Below are 19,899 nucleotides of genomic sequence, written 5' to 3'. Positions count from 1 at the left end.
ACAAACAGTCCACTGGACTGTTTGCCTAACGATTAACCTCGTAAGGCTCATAACCTGAAAGTCAGAGGCTCAAATCCTCTCCCGAAACCAAGTTTAGGTTCAGAAAACAAAAGCTTACACGCCGCCTCTGGGCGGTGTTTTGCTTTACGTCCAATCCGCTGGAAGCATTGTAAAAGCAAATAGAGGAAAATCAGAATTGGCCATTCTGCAACTGCGTCGAGTCCTCTCAATATCAGTAATCGCTCCAATCAGCCTAACTGAAATGTTGCGATTCGCTTACGTCAATCATAAGCGTTGCATGCAGCCCCGGATTTCCAAGAGTAGACCAAGCGAACAACCCTACGCTACCTTCTCGGACCATACCGAACCGCGAACATCGTTGAACAGGTGTTATTTGAAGCGATCTCTGGTTGAGTGGTCAGCTCAACTGCTGGTCAAACGCACCATCGCCAGCCTCGAAGCCGCCGTTCGCGCGGACCGCAGAAAACGACGGCACTGTGCCCAAGCCTCCCGGATGCTGCTCAGCGCACCAAGGTCCGCTCTCCGGACGTTGCGTTATCAGCTGGCTTCTATCAACTGGTCAGAGTTTCCACTCGAACCCAACGGCCTTTTCGGACACTTCCCAAAGACGCGACATTACAGCCTTGTCATGGGCGTGGGCATTTAGTGTCCCTTTGCCGACCGGGCCCACTGCTTCCAGACGGCCCGTCGGACCATAGAGGGCGCGTTGTTCGGTCAGCGCCTCTTCGGTCGCGCACATGACCTCAGGATATGAGCCTTGTTCCGCAGTTTGGACCATTGGTGTCTTGGTCATCAGCCACCAGATGAAACGCATTGTACGGCTACCGCTGGTGGTGATCAGCGATGTGGCTGACGAGCCTGGATGACAGACGAAAACTTCGATATCCGCGCACCCCGCAGCAGCCAGGCGGTCTTGCAATTCGTAGGCAAACATCATCTGCGCCAGTTTGCTCTGGGAATATGCAGTGTTTGCGCCGTAGCCCTCATCCCAGTTCATGTCGCCAAACTTGATGGTCTTGAGACCCATGTTGTAGCCGAGGCTGGCGACGACCACGATCCGGCCTTTGCTTTCGGCGATGCGATCAAAAAGCAGACCATTGAGCAGAAAGTGCCCGTAGTGATTGGTGCCAAGCTGGCTTTCGAACCCGTCGACGGTCAGCTTGCGGGTCGGCACCTGCGCGATAGCCGCGTTATTGATCAGTGCGTCGATGCGGGGCACGGTCTTCAAGACTTCTTCTGCCGCCTCGCGCACACTGTCCAGGATTGACAGGTCCATGCGTATGAAGCTCACGTCGGCTTTCGCGCCGAATTCCTGTTTCAAGCCCGAGATGGCCGCCTCGGATTTCTCGGCTGAGCGGTTCAGCATCACCACCTTAGCGTTCTTCTTGAGAAGAATGCGCGCTGCTTGAAAGCCTGCGCCAGCGTTGGCGCCAGTAATGATGTAGGTCTTGCCTGTCTGGTCGCCGAGGCGCTCGGGTGTCCAGCCTTTGGGTCCGAATGTCGTATCTACCATTTGTGTCTCCTTCCAGCCCAAACTGGCGGTTTGAGGTGTTATTGCTTGAAGGCACAAATAATACTTGGCTGGGCCCATAAACAGGCGATATTCTCTCGATCACTTGCCCAATCGTCTCAACCCCATTGCAAAGATGAAAGCCCTATGCCAGCTAGAGCGCATGAGCAAAGAACAGATCAAAGACCTTATCGAGCGCCATCTGCCAGAGGCAGGCCTTGTCGATACCGCGTTGAAAGGCGTCCAGCTTTTCCGGGTGGCCGATGCAGTACCTTGCGTCCCAGCTGTCTACGAGCCCACGGTGGTGGCTATTCTCAGTGGCACCAAGGAAGCTGTGCTGGACGGTGAACACCACATGTATGACAGCGACAAATACCTGCTCTGCCCAATGACCTTGCCGGTAGAGGCAGGTACTCCACGGGCGTCTAAAGCGGACCCACTACTCGGCGTCGTGATCACCTTGAATCCACGAATGATGCGCGAGCTCACATTGGAAATTGAGACCGCGGCTGGTGTCATCAGACAAGCGCGGGCTGGCGCGCAATCGGCTTTGGCATTGGCGGCTTGGGATGATGGTTTCACGCAAGCACTGCGGCGTCTTCTTGAGTTGCTCGATCATCCGGTTGATCTGGAAGTGCTCGGACAGGGGCGACTACGCGAGTTATGTTACGCGGTGCTCACGGGCGAGGCCGGGGCCGCCGCAAGACGAGCTTTTGGCGTCGGCAACGAAATCGCGCGCACCATCGAATACCTCTCAACCCACCTGAACGAGCAGGTCACCATCGACGATATGGCCGACCACGTCGGCATGAGTCGGGCGGTATTCCATCGGCGGTTCAAGGAAGCCACGACGCTGTCCCCGATCCAGTTCGTGAAATCGATGCGGCTGAACAACGCCGCGATGAAGATTGCCGAAGGAAAGACCGTATCAGAGGCGGCCTGGGACGTCGGCTATCACAGCTCCTCTCAATTCAGTCGCGAGTTTAGGCGGATGTACGGCCAGTCGCCCCGGCAATGGAGCAACACAACGCAGGTATCAGAACGATTGAAAGGCACACCTCCGCATTAAAGATACAGCGCTTCAGCAAGGAGCGCCGCGCACGGAAGCTATACTATGGATATCCTCAAGACATCGACCGACTGGGCTAAGGCAGAACTGTGGTCAAACGGCTTTTTCGTTCTGTTCGGGGTGGTGTTTCTCGTGGCCAGCCTTCTTTTCTGGTCGAGGGGAGAGACCGACATGGCCAGGGCGTTCGTGCTCCCGATGTTCGTGGCCGGAGTGCTGATGCTGATCCTCGGCGGCGGGCTGTTCTACGGAACGTGGAAAAGCTTAACAGGCTTCGCGCCTGCCATCGCTGAGGACGGGGCGGGTTTTATTGCTTCCGAGATCGAGCGCGTTGACCGGACAATGGCGCAATATGGCACCGCGGTTTTCAAGGTTATGCCACTAATGATCGCTGCTGCCGCTATGCTTTTCGTTTTCGTGCACAGCCCCGGCTTGCGGGGGGCCTTTGTCACGTCAATCGTCTTTCTAGGCCTCATCATGCTGATTGACAGCAACGCCAATGCTCGGTTGGAGGTCTATAAGACAACCTTGGTTTCGGTAGTGTCTGGCCGCTAGCTCTACTAGAATGCAACCAAAGGCCGGACGCGCTCGCCAATTCGCGTTCCTGATCTATGTCCGGTTTGAGGGGTGTTGCTGCCATTGCGTGCGAAGATCCAAACGTCCGTTTTGTCCCGCGTTGCAGAACTTGACAACTTTATGAGCCTCTAGTATGCGGCCTGCAACGAAAACGAGAGCAGCGACCAGCGATATTCGATGATTTTTAGCTCGCCCGTTTTCTTGTTTTTATTTTTTCCTTTTAGCCTGTTAGCCACTTGGAGCGCGCGTCGGCTGTTGGGAGAAGATGCGGGTCGTTATGCACTAATTTTGCTATCATTGACGTTCTATAGTTGGTGGAATTTAAACTTCCTGCCACTCATCCTGCTCAGCATCACCGTGAACTACGCATTGGCACGTATGATAACAGGGCTCCGGGGGTGTCCACTGTATCGGGATCTGTTGTTATATGGCGGGATCCTGCTGAATCTGCTCCCCTTATATTTCTTCAAGTATCACGTTTTGCTGCAGCAAAATGCGGACGCCTTTAGCCTCACAGGCTCGATTGTGTTGCCTTTGGGTATTTCCTTTTATACTTTCCAGCAGATAACGTACCTCATCGACACCTATCGAGACGGAAAAGTAGAATACTCGCTTTCCCGATTTTCTCTCTTCGTCCTTTTCTTCCCACAACTCATTGCCGGCCCCATCGTGCGCCGCGACGAGCTTTTGCCACAGTTCGAAAAACCGACAGGCCAGATCGCCCATTTCGTTGCTCTGGGGCTAACAATCTTCGCCGTGGGTTTGTTCAAGAAACTGTTCTTTGCGGACACGCTGGCGCTCTTCGTCAATCCGTTTTATGCGGCGGCGTCAGAGGGTGCGGTTCCTGATGCCTGGCTGAGCTGGCAAGTCGCCATTGCCTATGCGTTGCAAATCTATTTCGATTTTTCTGGTTACGCAGATATGGCTTGCGGGCTCGCTTTGTGCTTCGGAATTCGGCTGGCCTTGAATTTCAACTCTCCTTACCGGGCAGAAACCCTGTCTGATTTCTGGCGCCGCTGGCACATGACGCTGATGCGTTTTGCCCGCTCGTATGTGTTTCAGCCGATCGCCATCTGGTCTGCGCGCTGGCTCTACAAATTTAAATTGCCGCGTCGTGTTCTGTTGAGCGCCACGACAGCTGTGCCTGTTTTCTCGACCTTCCTGCTCGTCGGCGTATGGCATGGGCTTGGATGGAAATACATTGTCTTTGGTGCTCTACATGCCTTTTTCGTGACAGTTGAACAACTTACGGGCTACGCTAATGTCACTTCCAAGATTTGGTTCGTAAGGTTGTTGCGGCGCCTGACCGTCTTGGTGTTTCTGGCAATCACCTGCGTTTACTTCCGCGCGAGCGACTTGGAAACTGCGCATCTTATTCTGAGTTCAATGTTCTTTTTGACTGACGGCGCTGGTCAAGCCTCATTGGGCTGGCTGATTTTCCTCTTGTGCTCGATCGTGCTGGTGTTTCACGGACCAAACGTCTTTCAATGGATGTCGTCTTATAAAACGATATTGCTTGACCGGACCCTAGGGACTTTGGAGCCCTGTCCAGCCTGGGTGCCCCAATGGGCCCCCGATTTCCGGACAGGTTTGTTTGTATGCTTTTTGCTAGTTGTCTCCGTTGTCATTATGGCTCGAGGAGTTGTGGAGTTCATTTATTTTGACTTTTGACGACGAGCAGATTCCGGTTCTCAAACCTTTCAGACGCTTCGTTTGGGGGACTGTAGCAGCCAGCTTGGTTGCGATTGCCGGGCTTTTGACATTTTCAATTTTGGTCGACCCCTATTGGCTGTTCAATAGCCCCCAGATCGAGGGGTTTAATGAGGAGAAGATAGCGCTCGGGAAATCAACCCGATCCGTGAAACCTCAGATTATGTTTTGGGACCGGCCTGAGATTGCCATCGTTGGCGGGTCCTCTGCCGAAGCAGGGTTTGATCCAGACCACCCAAGCGTCAACGTCAAGACATTCAACTTCGCGTTGGGAGGCGGTCGCATGAACGAGGCAGTGGCGGTTTTGGAATTCGCGGCTGAGCTTGGCACAAAACGAGCCATCATCACCCTAGATTTTCAAAGGTTTCATGCAGATCGGCGACCGGGCCAGCTTGAACGTGGATTCGGAGACGAGTTCACGGCGGGGTTCTGGGGCAACTCGGGGTGGTTGCTACCGTCGCTTAGGCTCACGATCGGCGCAGATGCATTGATAGATGCCTTCGCGACCGTGACGTCCCAAACCCCTCCCAAGGCCCATGAAGAGATACGCAACCGGGCACGTATCGACGTTCCCGGAAAGATTATGCGCAATGGCCTACGTGATCCCGAATTTGCGGTTGCCTTGGCCGAAGGTTTGGGCGGGCCCTATCAAGCTTTCGAAAAATCTGCGGTCGGACGCGCTGAAAACGGATGGTTCCGCGATCCTTGCCGTGTGTGGCGTTTTGAAAACGCACAGGGCGTGCGGCCCGGGTTTGACTACGTGCAGGACATGATTGATACGGCGCGCATTCATGAAATGGATGTGGTCTTCGTAATACCACCGACACATGCCCTGATACCGGATCTGTTGCAGGAACTGGAGCTTTACGGAGAATTCGAGACGTGGAAGCGTGATCTTGTTGCGATGCTCGAAGCAGATGCCCAGCGCCATGACTACCAGTCCTATCCGCTTTACGACTTTGGTGTGGTGACGAATCGCACAATGGCGGCGGTACCCAAACCGACGGATGTCACACCCATTGCAGATTTCACGGATCCGCTGCACTTTCGCCCATCTTTGGGCGGCGTTGTCCTCGATCGGTTGTTTTCGGGCGCTTCTGATGATTTGACACCGGGTAGTTTTGGTCACCTGTTGGCGAGCGCGACGGTTGAGCAGCATCTCGATGTGTCCCGTGCAGCGGTAGTGGGACTTCGCGAACACAGAAACCCAGCTTGGCAGGCGATCGTCGATCATGCCTTGCAAAAAAACGTAATTTGGCGTGAAAGCGCCGAGAGCACACAGGAATGTGCGAAACCTTAATAAGAGGAAGGCCCCTGATGGCAGCAGATACGACCGAGATATTGGAAACCGTCGGCACGTTGCTCCGAGAGGTTCTCGACAAACCTGACTTGGTTGTGGATGGCACGACCTCTGCGGAAGATGTGACCGAATGGGACAGTCTCGCGCAAATCCGTTTAGTTGTTTCTATCGAGCAGACATTCAAAATCCAGTTGCAGCAAAAAGAGATCGAGAACGCCCAGAATATCAGCGATCTTGTAGCGATTGTGTCCAGATTGCTGTCAACTTAACGTCGTTTCGTTCTTCGCATGACAACCGATTTGCACACCTACATTTCCAATTTGGGATGGCTGCCTGAAGAGCCTGCTTCGGACTTGTTCGACAATCCAAGTCTTTCGCTGATCCAGCATGCCAGTCTGCGCCCGAACTGGGTGCAAGGACCAGCACGCGCATCAAAACTGGCGGGGCTGAGAAAAGAGGCCTTTGACGCGGGGCTTGAGAAACAAGGCGAGTTGAGCCCAATCAACATCTGGCTTCTTGGGAATGTTACGCTGGATTTTCTGCAAGCTGAAATCGTGCTTGCTGCCCCGCGCCACGGTTTTGTCGCCAATGTTCAGCTGGGCCCGTTCGACCAGATGATGCAGACACTCTTGAACCCAGGCGAGGAAATGGGCGAAACGCCACCCGATGTCGTGATGATTTGCGTAGACGTGGCCCACCTTGCCATGGACCCTGATCAGAATGACGGTCGGAGTACGACCTTTGATACTCTGCTTGATCATGTCAAGTTGGCCGTCGATACCGCAAAAACCAAATTTGGTGCATCCGTCGTCATAAACAATATTCCCGAACCGCTGGAGACCGTCTTCGGCGCGCTTGACGCCCATGTCGGTTCGACACCTCGTTCCCATGCGGAGGTATTTGAGACCGAACTCCGAGCTCTCGATGTCGATGTGGCGGATTTCCGAAATGCGGCAGCCTCAGTGGGCCTCGCTCAATGGCGCTCTCCCAGGTTCTTTAACAAAGGCAAGTTTGCCTTTGATCCACGCTTTACATCTCTGGCTGCAGACGTCTTGTTGCGTCCTGTTGCAGCGCGTTTTGGCAAATCGCGTCGTGTCCTCGTGCTCGATCTGGATAACACGCTTTGGGGCGGAGTTGTCGGGGATGACGGACCTGAGAATGTCTTGATAGGCTCTGGTACCCCCGAGGGTGAAGCATACCAACATCTTCAGAGATATGTTTCCAAACTGCGCGCGCATGGCACGGTGTTGGCTGTGTCATCCAAAAACACACATGAGACCGCAATTTTTCCTTTCAGAAGCCGAACCGAGATGGTTCTGAAAGAGGACGATTTTGCAGCCTTCCATGCCAATTGGCGGGACAAGGCCAGTAATATTGAAGAGATCGCCAAGACGCTTGGGCTGGGCCTCTCATCCTTTGTCTTTTGCGACGATAATCCGGCCGAACGCGCCTTGGTACGAAGTAGGTTGCCACAAGTTGCCGTGCCCGAACTGCCAGAAGACCCGCATGACTATGCCGCTTGTTTGTCCGCCGCCGGTTATTTCACAGCCAATACATTCTCCCAGGAAGACAAATTGCGTGCGAGCGACTATCGCGCCATCGCGAAACGCAAGGAGTTCGACGCATCTGTCGGAAATATCGACACGTTCCTGTCCTCTCTCGAAATGCAGCTTGAGATTTGTGCTTTCAAACCGGGACGATTGGAACGTGTAACCGATCTCTTCAATAAGACGAACCAGTTCAACCTGACCTTGGAGCGTTTCAGCAAGTCACAGATCGCTGAATTCGCCGATGACACCGATCATTACCGGACATACCAGTTGACACTCTCAGACAAGTTTGGAGACATGGGGCTGGTCAGCGTCGTGCTGGTGGAAACGGCCGCGCAATCTTGGCACATTCGCAACTGGGCCATGAGTTGTCGCGTGCTTGGTCGCAAGGTGGAAGACCGGCTCATGCAGGAGATTTCACAGGATGCAACAAAAGCCGGGGCCCGGAAACTGACTGCACGTTTCATGCAGGGTCCGCGCAACGACCTCGTGTCGAAACTATATCCCAACTTGGGTTTCACGCCAGACGGGGCCACGAATGATGGCGCTGAATTTTGGACGCTCGCGCCAGAAGCCTATTCCACGGATTCAGACTCGTTTTTTAATGCAATTCCACAGGACTCCACTCGCGTCGCCCCGTGACCCGAATAAAAGGATGCAGATATGCCGTCGCTATCCCCCGCTTTAAAGGTTCTCTACGACGCTCAGATTGCGGTAACCCCGCATCACGCGGCCTCGCTTGAAAAGAGCTTGTCGAATCGTTCCGAGGATGACCTGGCACTTCTTGAGGAAATCGCCGAAACAGTCGTAAAACTGACTGAGGATGACCTTGAAGAATTCTGTCGGGGGTACGATTGGATCTGCAACGCCTTCTTGGAAGAAGAAATCTACTTCCGTCGCAATGGTGCCTATCGCCTTGACACCTTTGAGCAAGCCTACGACCAAGTATACTCCGTTCCCGAAAAGATGACGCCCTATATGAACGGGCTGTTGATGACGCAGGTGTGGTGGCCCAACCATTCTCGCGCGATCAACTACCTCAAGAACAAGTTTTTGACTGGCTGCCCCGATGACTATCGGTTGCTTGAAATTGGTCCGGGCCACGGAATGCTCTTGTGCTATCCCGCCATGGACCCGCGATGCGGGCATGCAGAAGCCTGGGATCTGAGCATGGCCAGCCTTGATGCGACACGAAAGTCGCTTGACAGCATGGGCGTCAGTCAGGCCGTTAAGTTACGCGACCAAGACCTTTTTGAAGCAGATCCCAACAAAGGCACATTTGACGCGATCATTTTCTCGGAAGTTCTTGAGCATCTCGAGCGTCCCGCAGAGGCGCTGGCCTGTCTGCGCAGAGTGCTAAACCCGAATGGTCGGATTTACATTCACTTCCCAATCAACTCGCCAGCGCCTGACCATCTTTTTAATCTGCCCACACCCGAGGATGCGGTCTCTTTCGTCGAAGGCATCGGTTTTAAAGTCACGCAATCTGAATTTGCGCCGATGCTGGGCTATTCCTTGGATCAGGCGCGTCGCATGAAGCTCACAATCAGCGTTTTGGTAACAGCGCAACGCGTGGACTGAGCTAGGCTAATGGCGAGTGTATCCCTTGCTTTTCATCACCTTGGTCTGGTTGTGAGTGACATCGCTGAAGCGCGGCGGCGTCTGGAAGCGACGCTGGGGCTGGGCGACTGGTCCGAGATATTCAGCGATCCGATCCAGAAGGTGGATGTTCAATTCGGAACAGACGCAGGCGGTCTGCGCTACGAACTGATCTCGCCAAATGCCGAGGGCGCTCCAGTTGCCAGCGTGCTGAAGACCAAGAAAAACGTGCTAAACCATGTCGCTTATACGGCCAAGAACCTCGATCTGGCTGGTCAGCACTTTCGTCGTCTGGGGAACATTCCCTTATCGACGCCCGCTCCTGCTGTTGCATTCGATGGCGCGAAAATCCAGTTCTGGTATTCTCCAGACCACTATGTCATCGAACTCATAGAAGAAGTCGGCGGAAGCGCATATTAAAATAGCTGGCATCTAAAGTGGCTTTACTGAGATTTTGAAAGTTGTCGTCGCCATTGATGGCGGTTGGAGATTGATTGCGTTTAGTGTCGTCGCGCTGCTTGTTGATCGAACGCTTGGCTGGAGCAACGTTCGCTTTGGTGCGACATGGGATTTCCGAATGTGCTCAACTGATCCAAGTTGGCGCTATGCTTCAATATGGTCTGCAAAGCTTATTGAGTTGTGACATTCCTACTGGATGGACTGTGAGAGCAAGCGATACGCAAAAGGCCATATTCTTTGAGCGATGTGGAATTCTCTTCACCGGCTCACTGCCTGAAAACCAATATCGGCAAGCTCAAGCGCCATCACCACCTAAGTTCGAAACTCGGTGTTGAACTGCTCGGCCAGTTCAAGCAGTTGCATCAGCTTCCAGGGGGCGGTTTCTTCTGAAGGCTTGTCAATGTTCAACACACCTTGCTCGAGCTCCAATGGAAGAGGAACGTCAGATCAAGTAATGTGCGCAAGAGTTATGTTCCAACAAGTCTGAGATAATCTACCGGATGTTGAACAGGGTGCCATTGGGACGCGCTGTTGCTGCATTGCACACACAAAACCCATGACAGGTCGGTGCTGATTGCCTAGAAATGCCTATTAAGTTTGCGATTGGAACCAGGTGATCTTAGTGGAGCAATTGGCGTTTACATACGAAATGGGTGTGGTCTCGGCGCTATTGGCCTTTACTGTTTTCTTGTTCGTGTCGGAAATTGTCAGGATCGATCTTTCTGCCATTTTGGTTTTGGTGATGGTCGGCCTTCTCAGCTATGCGCCTGGTTTGGAGAATCTGTCTGATGTTCCTCATCTGTTTGATGGGTTTGCCTCCAACGCGGTCATTTCGATTATCGCGGTCATGATCGTCGGGGCGGGGTTGGACAAAACGGGGCTGATGAACAAGGTTGCGTCGGTCATTTTGAAATATGGCGGTAAGTCCGAGAACCGGGTGCTGCCGATCGTATCGGGCACCGTCGGTGTCATTTCTTCTTTTATGCAGAATGTTGGGGCGGCGGCGCTGTTTCTGCCTGTAGTTAGCCGTATCTCGTCGAGATCCGGAATTCCGCTGTCACGGCTGCTGATGCCGATGGGGTTTTGCGCGATTTTGGGCGGGACGATGACGATGGTGGGGTCCTCACCCCTCATTCTCTTGAATGATCTGATTCAGACCGCAAATGATGGCCTGCCCGACGCCCAGAAGATGGAGCCTTTTGGGCTGTTCTCGGTCACACCTATTGGCGCGGTGCTGATCCTGACGGGGATCGGGTATTTCTTGTTGTTGGGGCGATGGGTCTTGCCAGGGGACTCTGGTTCAAAAAGCACCGGGACCGGCCGCGGCACGCAAGAGTATCTACAGCGTGTTTATGGATTGAAGGCGGATGTGTTTGAGGTGGTCGTGCCGGCCGATAGCCCGTTGGTCGGGCAGATATTGGCTGATATCAATTTTGAAAACCACCTTTATATCATCTCGACCTTCTATCGCGGCAAGACCTCGATGGTGCAGGTGCTGACAGCTGAGATCGCGGCACCTTGTCGATTGGCGATCGTGGGGCGGCGCTGGGTTGTCGAAGAGTTCGCCCAGAAATACGGGCTGACCGTGCTGCCCGATCTGGATGTGTTTGTCGAGGAATTTGCACCGACAAATGCCGGGATCGCCGAGGTGGTTGTGACCCCGGAAAGCAAGCTGATCGGCAAATGCCCGCGAGAGCTGTTGTTTCGCAAAACCTATGGCATGTCCTTGCTTGCGATCCACCGCGGTGAGGAAACGCTTAGCCACGTTGAGACAGACACCCATGAATCTACGCAAATCGGGCTTGAGAAGTTCAAGGCGGGCGACATGCTGGTTGCCCATACCCGATGGGATAACCTGATGCGGATCAAGCGTGATCCGGATTTTGTGGTCGTCACGTCTGACTTTCCGCAAGACGAACTGCGCCCGCAGAAGGTTGGATGGGCCCTTTTGTTCTTTGTGATTTCGCTATCGCTGATCCTGTTTACGGATGTGCGGTTGTCGCTTTGCTTGCTGACGGGGGCGGCGGGAATGATGTTGACCCGTGTTCTGAGCGTGGATGAGGCGTATCGCGCGGTTGGATGGAACACGGTCTTTCTGCTGGCGTGTCTGATCCCGTTGGGTCAGGCGGTGCAGAACACCGGGACCGCCGCTTGGATCGCGCAGCAGATCATGATCATCCTGGATGGATGGCCGAACTGGGCGCTTCAGGCCGGGGTCGCCATATTGGCGACGGCGTTTTCTCTGGTGATGTCGAATGTCGGGGCGACCGTTCTGCTGGTGCCCCTAGCCGTTTCCATTGCGGTTGCCGCAGGTGCAAACCCGGCGGTTTTTGCGCTGACTGTCGCGATCTCGACCTCGAACAGCTTCATAATCCCGACACATCAGGTCAATGCGCTGATCATGGGCCCCGCCGGATACAAGGTGACAGATTTCGTCCGTTCGGGTGGAATCATGACGATCATTTTCCTGGTCGTATCACTTCTGATGCTCAACCTGATTTTCTGACACCATTCATCATCCTGTCAGACTGATTGTTCGGCCCTGTTCTGAAGCTTGCTGTGCCGCAAGCCCGATACGAACGGCCCAAATCCCGTCGCTCAGCGAGACCTCGGGCGCGGTGCGTTCGCCCCGGACCAGTTCCAGAAAGCCTTTGTGCTGATAATAGGTGGAGCCATTGTGGTCCCCCGCTGCCAGCAATTCGGGATCAACGGGGATGTCACGGTGGATGGGGCCCTTTGGTGCGCGAGGGCTGATGATCAGCTGCGGCACAGGCGCATCGCCCAGATGCTCAGGCCAGAACCGGCCCGGACCGGGCACCAGCGCCTCGATCTTGGCATCAGGGCCGATGGCTGAGATTTCTTCCTGATATCGCGATCCTTCGGCAAACATACAAAGCTCCAGCATCGCGCGCGCGCCAGAGGCGAAATCGACGATGACATAGCCGTGGTCAAGAATATCCGGCGTGTTGCCGTCATACTCTTCGTTCAGATGATTGACGGCCTGACCCCCGCTTGCCGAAACGCGCACGGGGTCTGATTGCAGGATCAGCCGCATGAGGTCGAAGAAATGGCAGCATTTCTCGACAAACGTACCGCCGGTGTTCTGATTGAACCGGTTCCAGTTGCCGACCTTTTCAAGGAATGGAAAGCGGTGTTCGCGGATCGACAGCATTTTGATCCCACCCCTGGCAGCAGCGGCCTCGTCGACCAATGCTGCGATGGGCGGCATATAACGATATTCCATTGCGACCCAAATCGGATGCGGATAGCTGCGCTCCAACTCTTCAAGCCGATCAAGGTCACCGAGATCGGTGAACAGAGGTTTTTCGATCAGCAGGGGCAGGGGACGGGTGGTCGCAATCTCGGCCAGTTGCTCGACATGCAGGTGGTTGGGGCTGGCGATGACCAGACAATCCAGTTCGCTGACGGATAGAAGGTCTTGAATGGACGACACCATTTGCGCCTCGGGCGCGATGGCCTGCGCCTTTTGCGCCATCTCCGGGTCAGGCTCAAATATCGCGGCGACGCGCGTGCCTTCAAGCAAGGCAATATTGTGCAGGTGTTCCTGCCCCATCATACCGCATCCGATCAGCCCGTAGTTGGTGGTCCGGGTCATGCGTAGTTCCTTTTATTTTAGGCGTTGTACATAGGTGGCTCGATCCGGATCGAACCATGTTTTTGAAAACTCGACGGGTTCAGCCTTTTCTGACCAGCTGAACCGTTCGATATATCCTGCGGTCTGACCAGCAGGTTTGGTGAAACTTTCGGGTGTCCATTCAGGCAGGGCGCCGACTGTAACGCGATCTTCTGCCCTCGTAATCCAGAAGCCAAGCTGTTGCTGGTAATAGCGATAAAGCGAGTCAGATAGCAGGCTCTGATCGATGGTCCCGGCTGATTCGTCCAGCCAGATTTCCTCGACCGCGATGATTGTGTCATTCAGATAGCGCATACGGCGCACGCGCGACCCTAACTCAGACCGACCAAACTTTGGCAGGTCATCAGGTTTTTCCAGGTGATCGATTGACAGGATGTCGGCGCGCGGCAACCCGCCGCCTTCGGGCAGTTCCAGCCGGAACATGGCATAAACGCTGTTTTGTGTTCCTGTCTCGCGGATGTAATTGCCCGAGCCCTGAATGCGCTCTAACATGCCTTTTTTCTCGAGCTCTGCCAGCGATTTTCGCAGCGTCCCGACCGAGACCTGCAACTCGGCTGCCATGTCCCGCTCGGGTGGCAGGCGTTCGCCATCGATCAGGCGACCGGCAGCGATATCGCGGATCAGAAGTTCCGAGATCTGCACATAGATCGGCAGCGCGTTTGGGTTTCTATTGTTTGAGGTCACTCGGGCGCGCTTCATTGGGTCGCAGGAAAAATTGATACACTATTGATCTACATCAATGTGCTTGCTACGCAAGAGAAAAGTAAAAGATGCACGGAGCACGAATCAAATGACCATTGTCCCCATCACGTCCCCAGATCTGGATGCGGCTGAGGTTTCGTGGTTTGCGGCATTGTGCTCGGACGATTATCAGTTTCTGGGCGTGCCGGATGGTGGTCTGCGATCAAGCTGGGATCATTGTTCGGGCATCGTAAAAGAGGCCGAAGCTCAGGGGTTTCGCAACATCCTGTGCCCGTCATCCTATCAGGTCGGTCAGGACACGCTGAGCTTTGTTGCGGGCTGTGCGCCAATCACCGAAAAGATCAACCTGCTGGCCGCGGTACGCTGTGGCGAGATGCAGCCCATTATGCTGGCCCGCACTATCGCGACGCTGGACCACATGCTGAAGGGGCGGCTGACGGTCAATATCATCTCGTCCGATTTCCCCGGCGAAAAAGCCGACAGCGCGTTTCGCTATCAGCGTTCGCGCGAAGTCGTGGAGATATTGAAGCAGGCCTGGACACAGGATGAGATCAACCACGCGGGTGAGGTCTATGACTTTTCGGGGCTGACCACCGATCCGGCCCGGCCTTACCAAACCGGTGGTCCGTTGCTGTATTTCGGAGGCTACTCTCCGTCCGCGTTGGATCTGTGTGGCGAGCATTGCGATGTCTATCTGATGTGGCCGGAAACCAAGGACCAACTGGCTGAACGTATGAAGGCCGTTCATGCGGTGGCCGAGAATTACAACCGGACGCTGGATTACGGCCTGCGCGTGCACATGATCGTGCGCGATACCGAGGCCGAAGCGCAGGAATATGCGGACTACATCGTCTCAAAACTGGATGACGAGTACGGGCGTGCCATTCGTGAACGGGCGTTGGACGCAACCTCGCTGGGTGTGGCGCATCAGTCCAAGAACCGTGATCTGGCGGATGAGTATGGCTATGTGGAACCGGGGCTTTGGACTGGGGTCGGACGCGCACGGTCGGGCTGCGGTGCAGCTCTGGTCGGCTCGACTGATCAGGTCATGACTAAGATCGAGGAATACCAGAAGATGGGCATCCGCGCCTTCATCTTCTCAGGCTATCCACATATGGATGAGGCCAAGCATTTTGGCGCCCGCGTGATGCCAAATCTGAAAACCTGCTCGCTGCCCGAAGCTTATGGGCGCGTGCCTGCAAGCACCCCGGCGACCCCGCTGGGCGAAGGAGTTCGTCGCTGATGCAACGCGTGAAACTATCTGACACCCTGGAAATGAGCCGCATTGTCTATGGCATGTGGCGGCTGGGCGATGACAGTGATACCTCGGTTGGGCATGTCGAGGCTAAGATTCAGGCCTGTCTGGATCAGGGTATCACAACCTTTGATCAGGCGGATATCTATGGCGGTTATGCGGCTGAGGCTGTTTTGGGTAACGCCCTGCGCGCCAATCCAAGCCTGCGCCAGAAGATGGAGATCGTCACGAAATGTGACATCATCGCGCCAATGGGGCGCTATGCTGATGCGAAGGTTAAATACTATGACACGTCGCGCGCGCATATTCTGAAATCGGTGGATACCTCGCTGTCGGAAATGGCCATTGACCATATCGACCTGTTGTTGATCCACCGTCCTGATCCAATGATGGATCACAATGAAACCGGCGCGACGCTTGATGAGATTGTTGCCAGTGGCAAGGTTGGTGCGGTTGGTGTATCCAATTTCCGCCCTTGGGATTGGTCTTTGCTGCAGTCTGCGATGAAGACCCAGTTGGTGACCAACCAGATCGAGATTTCTTTGGGTGAGATCAGCCCTTTCACCAATGGTGACCTGGCTTTCCACCAGCAGCACGGCCACCCGTTGATGGCGTGGTCGCCGCTGGGTGGGGGCATGCTGATGGCCGGGAACCCTCCGGTCGGGGTTGTGGCGGATGAGATTGCCGAAGAATTCGGGGTGGATCGTGCCGCCGTTGCGGTGGCCTTCTTGCTTGCGCATCCGGCGAACGTACTGCCGGTTCTGGGGACGAATAATCTGGACCGAATTAAGCGTGCATCGGACGCTTTGAAGGTCAAACTGGATCGTGAAAGCTGGTTCCGTCTCTACGAGGCGGCGCTGGGACAAGAGGTGCCGTAATGAATGCAATCTCGCGTGACATAAGCCATACATTCGTCCCGCATAAGGATGACACGCGCACCCTGCGCGATGCATTCGGGCGGTTTGCAACGGGTGTCACAGTCGTGACTTGCAACAGCGAGGACGGGCCGATCTGTATTACGGCCAACAGCTTTTCATCCCTATCGCTGGACCCAGCGTTGGTGATGTGGGCCGGAGACCGCAATTCGCGCCGGTTCCGCTATTTTCAGAAGGCACGCCATTTCAGCGTGCATGTTCTGTCTGCCGAACAGGCCGAGCTATGCTTTGGTTGTTCGAAAGACGCCTTTGCATTGCGGGATATCGAACATGACCGTTGTGTAAACGGGACCCCTTTGTTGCCGGGCAGCCTTGCCCGGTTTGAATGCGAGCAGCACGCCTATCACGATGCAGGCGATCATGTGATAATGGTGGGCAAAGTCCTGAAGGTTAGCATGGCGGATGGAGACGCGCTGACTTTCTTTGCCGGAAAACTCGGCCAATTCGCGCAAAACTAAGCGCGATATGACGACCGCGGGTCAAACTCGCGGCTGACACTGGGAGGATCCGCATGGGCGGACTGGCATCGGCGTTGACGCCGATTGCATTCGTGAACGAAACCGTGCTGCGACTGGGCCGCGCGGTTGGTGTCGTTGCGATTGCATTCATGGTGATCGCAATACTGATTCAGGTGTTCTTTCGATACGTCCTCGGCAACGCCTTACCTTGGCCGGATGAGGCTGCCAGGTTCTGCATGCTCTGGATGACCGGCTTGATGGCGCCCACTGCGTTCCGTCGCGGGGGCTTTGTCGCGATTGATATGTTGCAGCGCTTCCTGCCGCGTGTACTCGGCATGTCACTTAATCTGTTTCTGTTGCTGATTTCATTGGCGGTGCTTCTGGTAGCGGTCAATATTGGCTGGTCCGAAGTCACCGGCTTTGGTGGCAAGTTCGCCACCGCAGCCTTGTACCTGCCAACGTCCTTCAGTTTCGACGAATGGTACCGCATTCCGCGCAGTTGGATGATGGCGTCGCTTTTGGTGGGGGTCGTGCTGCTGATCTCAGTCAATATCGAGCTGATCTTGCGGTCCGTCGTCACCATGATGGGTGGCGCACACCTTCTGCCCGAAATCCCCGAAGCCGCAGTGGGAGCTGAATAAATGCTGATCTGGTTCCTGCCCACTTTCCTGATTTTCCTGTTGATCGGTCTGCCGGTCTTTTTTGCACTGCTCGCGGCACCCGGCATTCTGCTGTGGCTCAGCGGTCAGACCAACGACATCACGCTGCTGTATCGCAATGTCTATAACGGCATGGACAGCTTTCCGCTGATGGCCATCCCGTTCTTCATGCTCGCAGGCGAGTTGATGAACCGCGGCGGCATCACCATTCGCCTTGTTGAGTTCAGCCAGGCCCTGATGGGCCACCTGCGGGGCGGCCTTGCGCATGTGAACGTGCTCAGCTCGATTCTGTTCGCGGGCCTTTCAGGATCCGCCGTGGCGGACACCTCGGCGCTGGGTTCGATGCTGATCCCGGCGATGGAGAAGCAAGGGTATACCCGCAAATTCGCCGCTGCGATCACGGCGGCCAGTTCGGTGATCGGGCCTATCATTCCACCGTCTGGGATCATGATCATCTATGCCTATGTCATGGGTGAAAGCGTGGCCGCGCTGTTCCTTGCGGGCATCGTGCCGGGCGTAATGGTGGGCGTTGGCCTGATGCTGATGATCAAGGTCATGGCCGATCGTTATGATTTCCCGGTGGCTAGCCGCAAATACACCTGGCCCGAACGCCGTCAGGCCAGCTTGAAGGCGTTCTTTCCGTTGATGACTCCAGTGATTATTCTGGGTGGTATTCTGGGCGGTATCTTCACCCCGACCGAGGCCGCCGCCGTGGCCGTGGGATACGCTTTCATCATCGGTTTCTTTGTTCTGCGCACCCTGACTTTGAAGGAAGTGCCTGAGATCCTCAGCAACGCGGGCATGACCTCGGCGGTTGTTCTGCTTCTGGTTGGGGCGGCGATGGCGTTCAAAACCGTGGTCAGCCTGAGCCATGCGCCGGAACAGTTGGCATCGCTGATCCTCAGCCTGTCGGAAAACCCGTTGATCCTGCTGTTCCTGATCAACCTGCTGTTGTTCATTGTCGGAATGTTCCTGGATGCAGGCCCCGCGATCATCATCCTTGGTCCGATCCTTGGCCCGATTTTCACCAGCCTTGGCGTAGACCCGATACATTTTGCGATTATCATGAGCGTCAACCTGACCGTCGGTCTGGCCACACCACCTATGGGGCTGGTGTTGTTCGTGGCTGCTGCCGTGTCGCGGGAAAGAGTTGAAACCATTGCCAAGGCGATCCTGCCGTTTCTGGCTGTCGAAATTATCGTGATCTTCTTGATCACATATATCCCCGCACTATCCATGACGATCCCGAGGATAACGGGATTTGCAAACTAACTGAGACCCATAGGGAGGAAACGCATGCTCAGAAGTTTCATCAAGACCGCAGCCGTCGCAACGACGCTTGTTGCTGCATCCGCCATCGCGGCAACCGCAGCGGATTATACGCTGCGCGCCACTGCGAATTCGAACGAAAACGACGAAGATTATGACGGCTTGATCGTCTTTAAAAACTACGTCGAGGCGGCTTCGAACGGCGCAATCGAGGTCGAGCTGTTCATCGGTACGCAGCTGTGTTCGAACGGCGCTGAATGCCTGCAAGGTGTGGCCGAAGGTCAGATTGACATCGTGATCCAGACCTCTGGTGGTACTTCTGGCATCTTCCCATTCGTGCAGGTGCTCGATCTGCCTTACCTGATGTCTGACGACCGTGTCGCCGAGGCAGCGCTGGCCAATGGATCGCCTTTTGTGACCAAGATGCAAGAGATGGTTGCTGAGAACTCGGGCGGTGCATTACGTCTGATGACCATCGGTAATACCGGCGGATGGCGTAACTTTGCCAACACGCAGCGCCGCGTGGCCAGCCCTGCAGACATGGAAGGTTTGAAGATCCGTACTGTGGTCGCTGACCTGCCGCAGGAACTGGTGAAAGCACTGGGCGCATCCCCTACCCCGATCCCGTGGCCGGAACTGTTCACCAGCTTCCAGACCGGTGTTGTCGAAGGTTCCAAGAACGGCATCACTGACATCATGGGCATGAAATTCCCGGATGCCGGCCTGAAATATGTCACGCTGGATGGGCACGCCTACATGGGTGCTTTGTGGTTCATGAACAACGAAAAGTTCATGTCGATGCCTCCTGAACTGCGGAATGTCATTGTTGATGGCTTCTATCAGCTTCAGCAGGCCACCTTTGCGTCGCCCAAGCGTAAGTCGATTCAAGCCTATGAAGACTTCGTCGCCGAAGGCGGGGACCTTTATGTGCCAACACCAGAAGAGAAAGCAGCCTTCAAAGAGGCTGCGGCCCCTGTGTATGACTGGTTCAAAGCCAACGTAGATGGTGGCGAAGCAGCCTTTGACGCACTTGTTGCAGCCGTTGCCGAGGCCGAAGCGGAAATCGCGGCAACGCGCGCTGCTGAAACGCAATAAGCTTAGGCAGTTCAAAATTGTTGCGCGCGGCAAATGTCGCGCGTGACGGACCCAAAGAAACACCCAATCAAAACCAGATC

General features: G+C 55.0%; 19 protein-coding genes. 16 read left to right on the top strand and 3 right to left on the bottom strand.

Annotation, left to right across the window (positions count from 1 at the left end; translation table 11 throughout):
- Window positions 1-580: 580 nt before the first annotated feature.
- A complete protein-coding gene (locus ACR0NN_RS23340; protein WP_170727406.1) occupies window positions 581-1,534 on the bottom strand; it encodes an SDR family oxidoreductase in 954 nt (317 codons plus the stop codon).
- A 160-nt stretch (window positions 1,535-1,694) separates the two neighbouring features.
- Here ACR0NN_RS23340 and ACR0NN_RS23335 point away from each other — a divergent pair, with 160 nt between their 5' ends.
- From ACR0NN_RS23335 to ACR0NN_RS23290, 10 genes are all read left to right on the top strand, one after another.
- Window positions 1,695-2,600, top strand: a complete 906-nt coding sequence (locus ACR0NN_RS23335) for an AraC family transcriptional regulator (protein WP_170727404.1) — start codon at window positions 1,695-1,697, stop codon at window positions 2,598-2,600.
- A 45-nt stretch (window positions 2,601-2,645) separates the two neighbouring features.
- Entirely contained in the window at window positions 2,646-3,152 is a 507-nt protein-coding gene (locus ACR0NN_RS23330) for a hypothetical protein (protein WP_170727402.1), read from the top strand.
- A 198-nt stretch (window positions 3,153-3,350) separates the two neighbouring features.
- The gene (locus ACR0NN_RS23325; RefSeq protein WP_170727400.1) at window positions 3,351-4,844 is read left to right on the top strand and encodes an MBOAT family protein; all 1,494 of its coding nucleotides are present in this window, start codon (window positions 3,351-3,353) and stop codon (window positions 4,842-4,844) included.
- Between the two features lie 187 nt (window positions 4,845-5,031).
- Window positions 5,032-6,183, top strand: a complete 1,152-nt coding sequence (locus tag ACR0NN_RS23320; RefSeq protein WP_170727398.1) for a hypothetical protein — start codon at window positions 5,032-5,034, stop codon at window positions 6,181-6,183.
- A gap of 17 nt (window positions 6,184-6,200) precedes the next feature.
- Window positions 6,201-6,452, top strand: a complete 252-nt coding sequence (locus tag ACR0NN_RS23315) for an acyl carrier protein (protein ID WP_170727397.1) — start codon at window positions 6,201-6,203, stop codon at window positions 6,450-6,452.
- A gap of 18 nt (window positions 6,453-6,470) precedes the next feature.
- Window positions 6,471-8,375: an HAD-IIIC family phosphatase gene (locus ACR0NN_RS23310; RefSeq protein WP_170727395.1), complete on the top strand. Its 1,905-nt coding sequence runs from the start codon at window positions 6,471-6,473 to the stop codon at window positions 8,373-8,375.
- 21 nt (window positions 8,376-8,396) lie between these two features.
- A complete protein-coding gene (locus ACR0NN_RS23305; RefSeq protein WP_170727393.1) occupies window positions 8,397-9,314 on the top strand; it encodes a class I SAM-dependent methyltransferase in 918 nt (305 codons plus the stop codon).
- A 9-nt stretch (window positions 9,315-9,323) separates the two neighbouring features.
- Complete coding sequence (locus tag ACR0NN_RS23300; RefSeq protein ID WP_170727391.1) at window positions 9,324-9,752, top strand: VOC family protein; 429 nt, start codon at window positions 9,324-9,326, stop codon at window positions 9,750-9,752.
- 276 nt (window positions 9,753-10,028) lie between these two features.
- Window positions 10,029-10,181 carry a hypothetical protein gene (locus ACR0NN_RS23295; protein ID WP_170727388.1) on the top strand — a complete coding sequence of 51 codons (153 nt, stop codon included), beginning with the start codon at window positions 10,029-10,031 and terminating at the stop codon, window positions 10,179-10,181.
- Window positions 10,182-10,440: 259 nt separating this feature from the next.
- Complete coding sequence (locus ACR0NN_RS23290) at window positions 10,441-12,297, top strand: SLC13 family permease (RefSeq protein ID WP_170727411.1); 1,857 nt, start codon at window positions 10,441-10,443, stop codon at window positions 12,295-12,297.
- Between the two features lie 9 nt (window positions 12,298-12,306).
- On the opposite strand, the gene ACR0NN_RS23285 is transcribed toward ACR0NN_RS23290, so the two are convergent.
- Together ACR0NN_RS23285 and ACR0NN_RS23280 are read right to left on the bottom strand one after the other, a co-directional pair.
- Window positions 12,307-13,407, bottom strand: a complete 1,101-nt coding sequence (locus ACR0NN_RS23285) for a Gfo/Idh/MocA family protein (RefSeq protein WP_170727382.1) — start codon at window positions 13,405-13,407, stop codon at window positions 12,307-12,309.
- 12 nt (window positions 13,408-13,419) lie between these two features.
- Window positions 13,420-14,145 (bottom strand): GntR family transcriptional regulator, encoded by a 726-nt coding sequence (locus ACR0NN_RS23280; protein WP_480685640.1) that lies wholly within the window; start codon window positions 14,143-14,145, stop codon window positions 13,420-13,422.
- Between the two features lie 91 nt (window positions 14,146-14,236).
- Between ACR0NN_RS23280 and ACR0NN_RS23275 the strand changes: the two genes are divergently transcribed.
- The 6 genes from ACR0NN_RS23275 to dctP are packed head-to-tail and all read left to right on the top strand — an operon-like array spanning window position 14,237 to window position 19,819.
- A complete protein-coding gene (locus ACR0NN_RS23275; protein WP_170727380.1) occupies window positions 14,237-15,391 on the top strand; it encodes an LLM class flavin-dependent oxidoreductase in 1,155 nt (384 codons plus the stop codon).
- On the top strand, window positions 15,391-16,281 hold the full coding sequence (locus ACR0NN_RS23270) for an aldo/keto reductase (RefSeq protein ID WP_170727377.1): 891 nt from the start codon (window positions 15,391-15,393) through the stop codon (window positions 16,279-16,281). The genes ACR0NN_RS23275 and ACR0NN_RS23270 overlap by 1 nt, the downstream gene beginning before the upstream one ends.
- Window positions 16,281-16,796, top strand: coding sequence for a flavin reductase family protein (locus ACR0NN_RS23265; RefSeq protein WP_480685637.1), 516 nt, complete (start codon window positions 16,281-16,283; stop codon window positions 16,794-16,796). The genes ACR0NN_RS23270 and ACR0NN_RS23265 overlap by 1 nt, the downstream gene beginning before the upstream one ends.
- A gap of 53 nt (window positions 16,797-16,849) precedes the next feature.
- Complete coding sequence (locus ACR0NN_RS23260; protein ID WP_170687445.1) at window positions 16,850-17,437, top strand: TRAP transporter small permease subunit; 588 nt, start codon at window positions 16,850-16,852, stop codon at window positions 17,435-17,437.
- Entirely contained in the window at window positions 17,438-18,727 is a 1,290-nt protein-coding gene (locus tag ACR0NN_RS23255) for a TRAP transporter large permease (protein WP_039540899.1), read from the top strand. It abuts the gene before it with no gap.
- 24 nt (window positions 18,728-18,751) lie between these two features.
- Window positions 18,752-19,819 (top strand): TRAP transporter substrate-binding protein DctP, encoded by a 1,068-nt coding sequence (gene dctP, locus ACR0NN_RS23250; protein ID WP_170727373.1) that lies wholly within the window; start codon window positions 18,752-18,754, stop codon window positions 19,817-19,819.
- Window positions 19,820-19,899: the final 80 nt, after the last annotated feature.

This window comes from Ruegeria sp. BA2 (assembly GCF_056539605.1).
The sequence above is the reverse complement of the archived record's forward strand: the minus strand, read 5'-3'. Positions and strand labels throughout refer to the sequence as shown.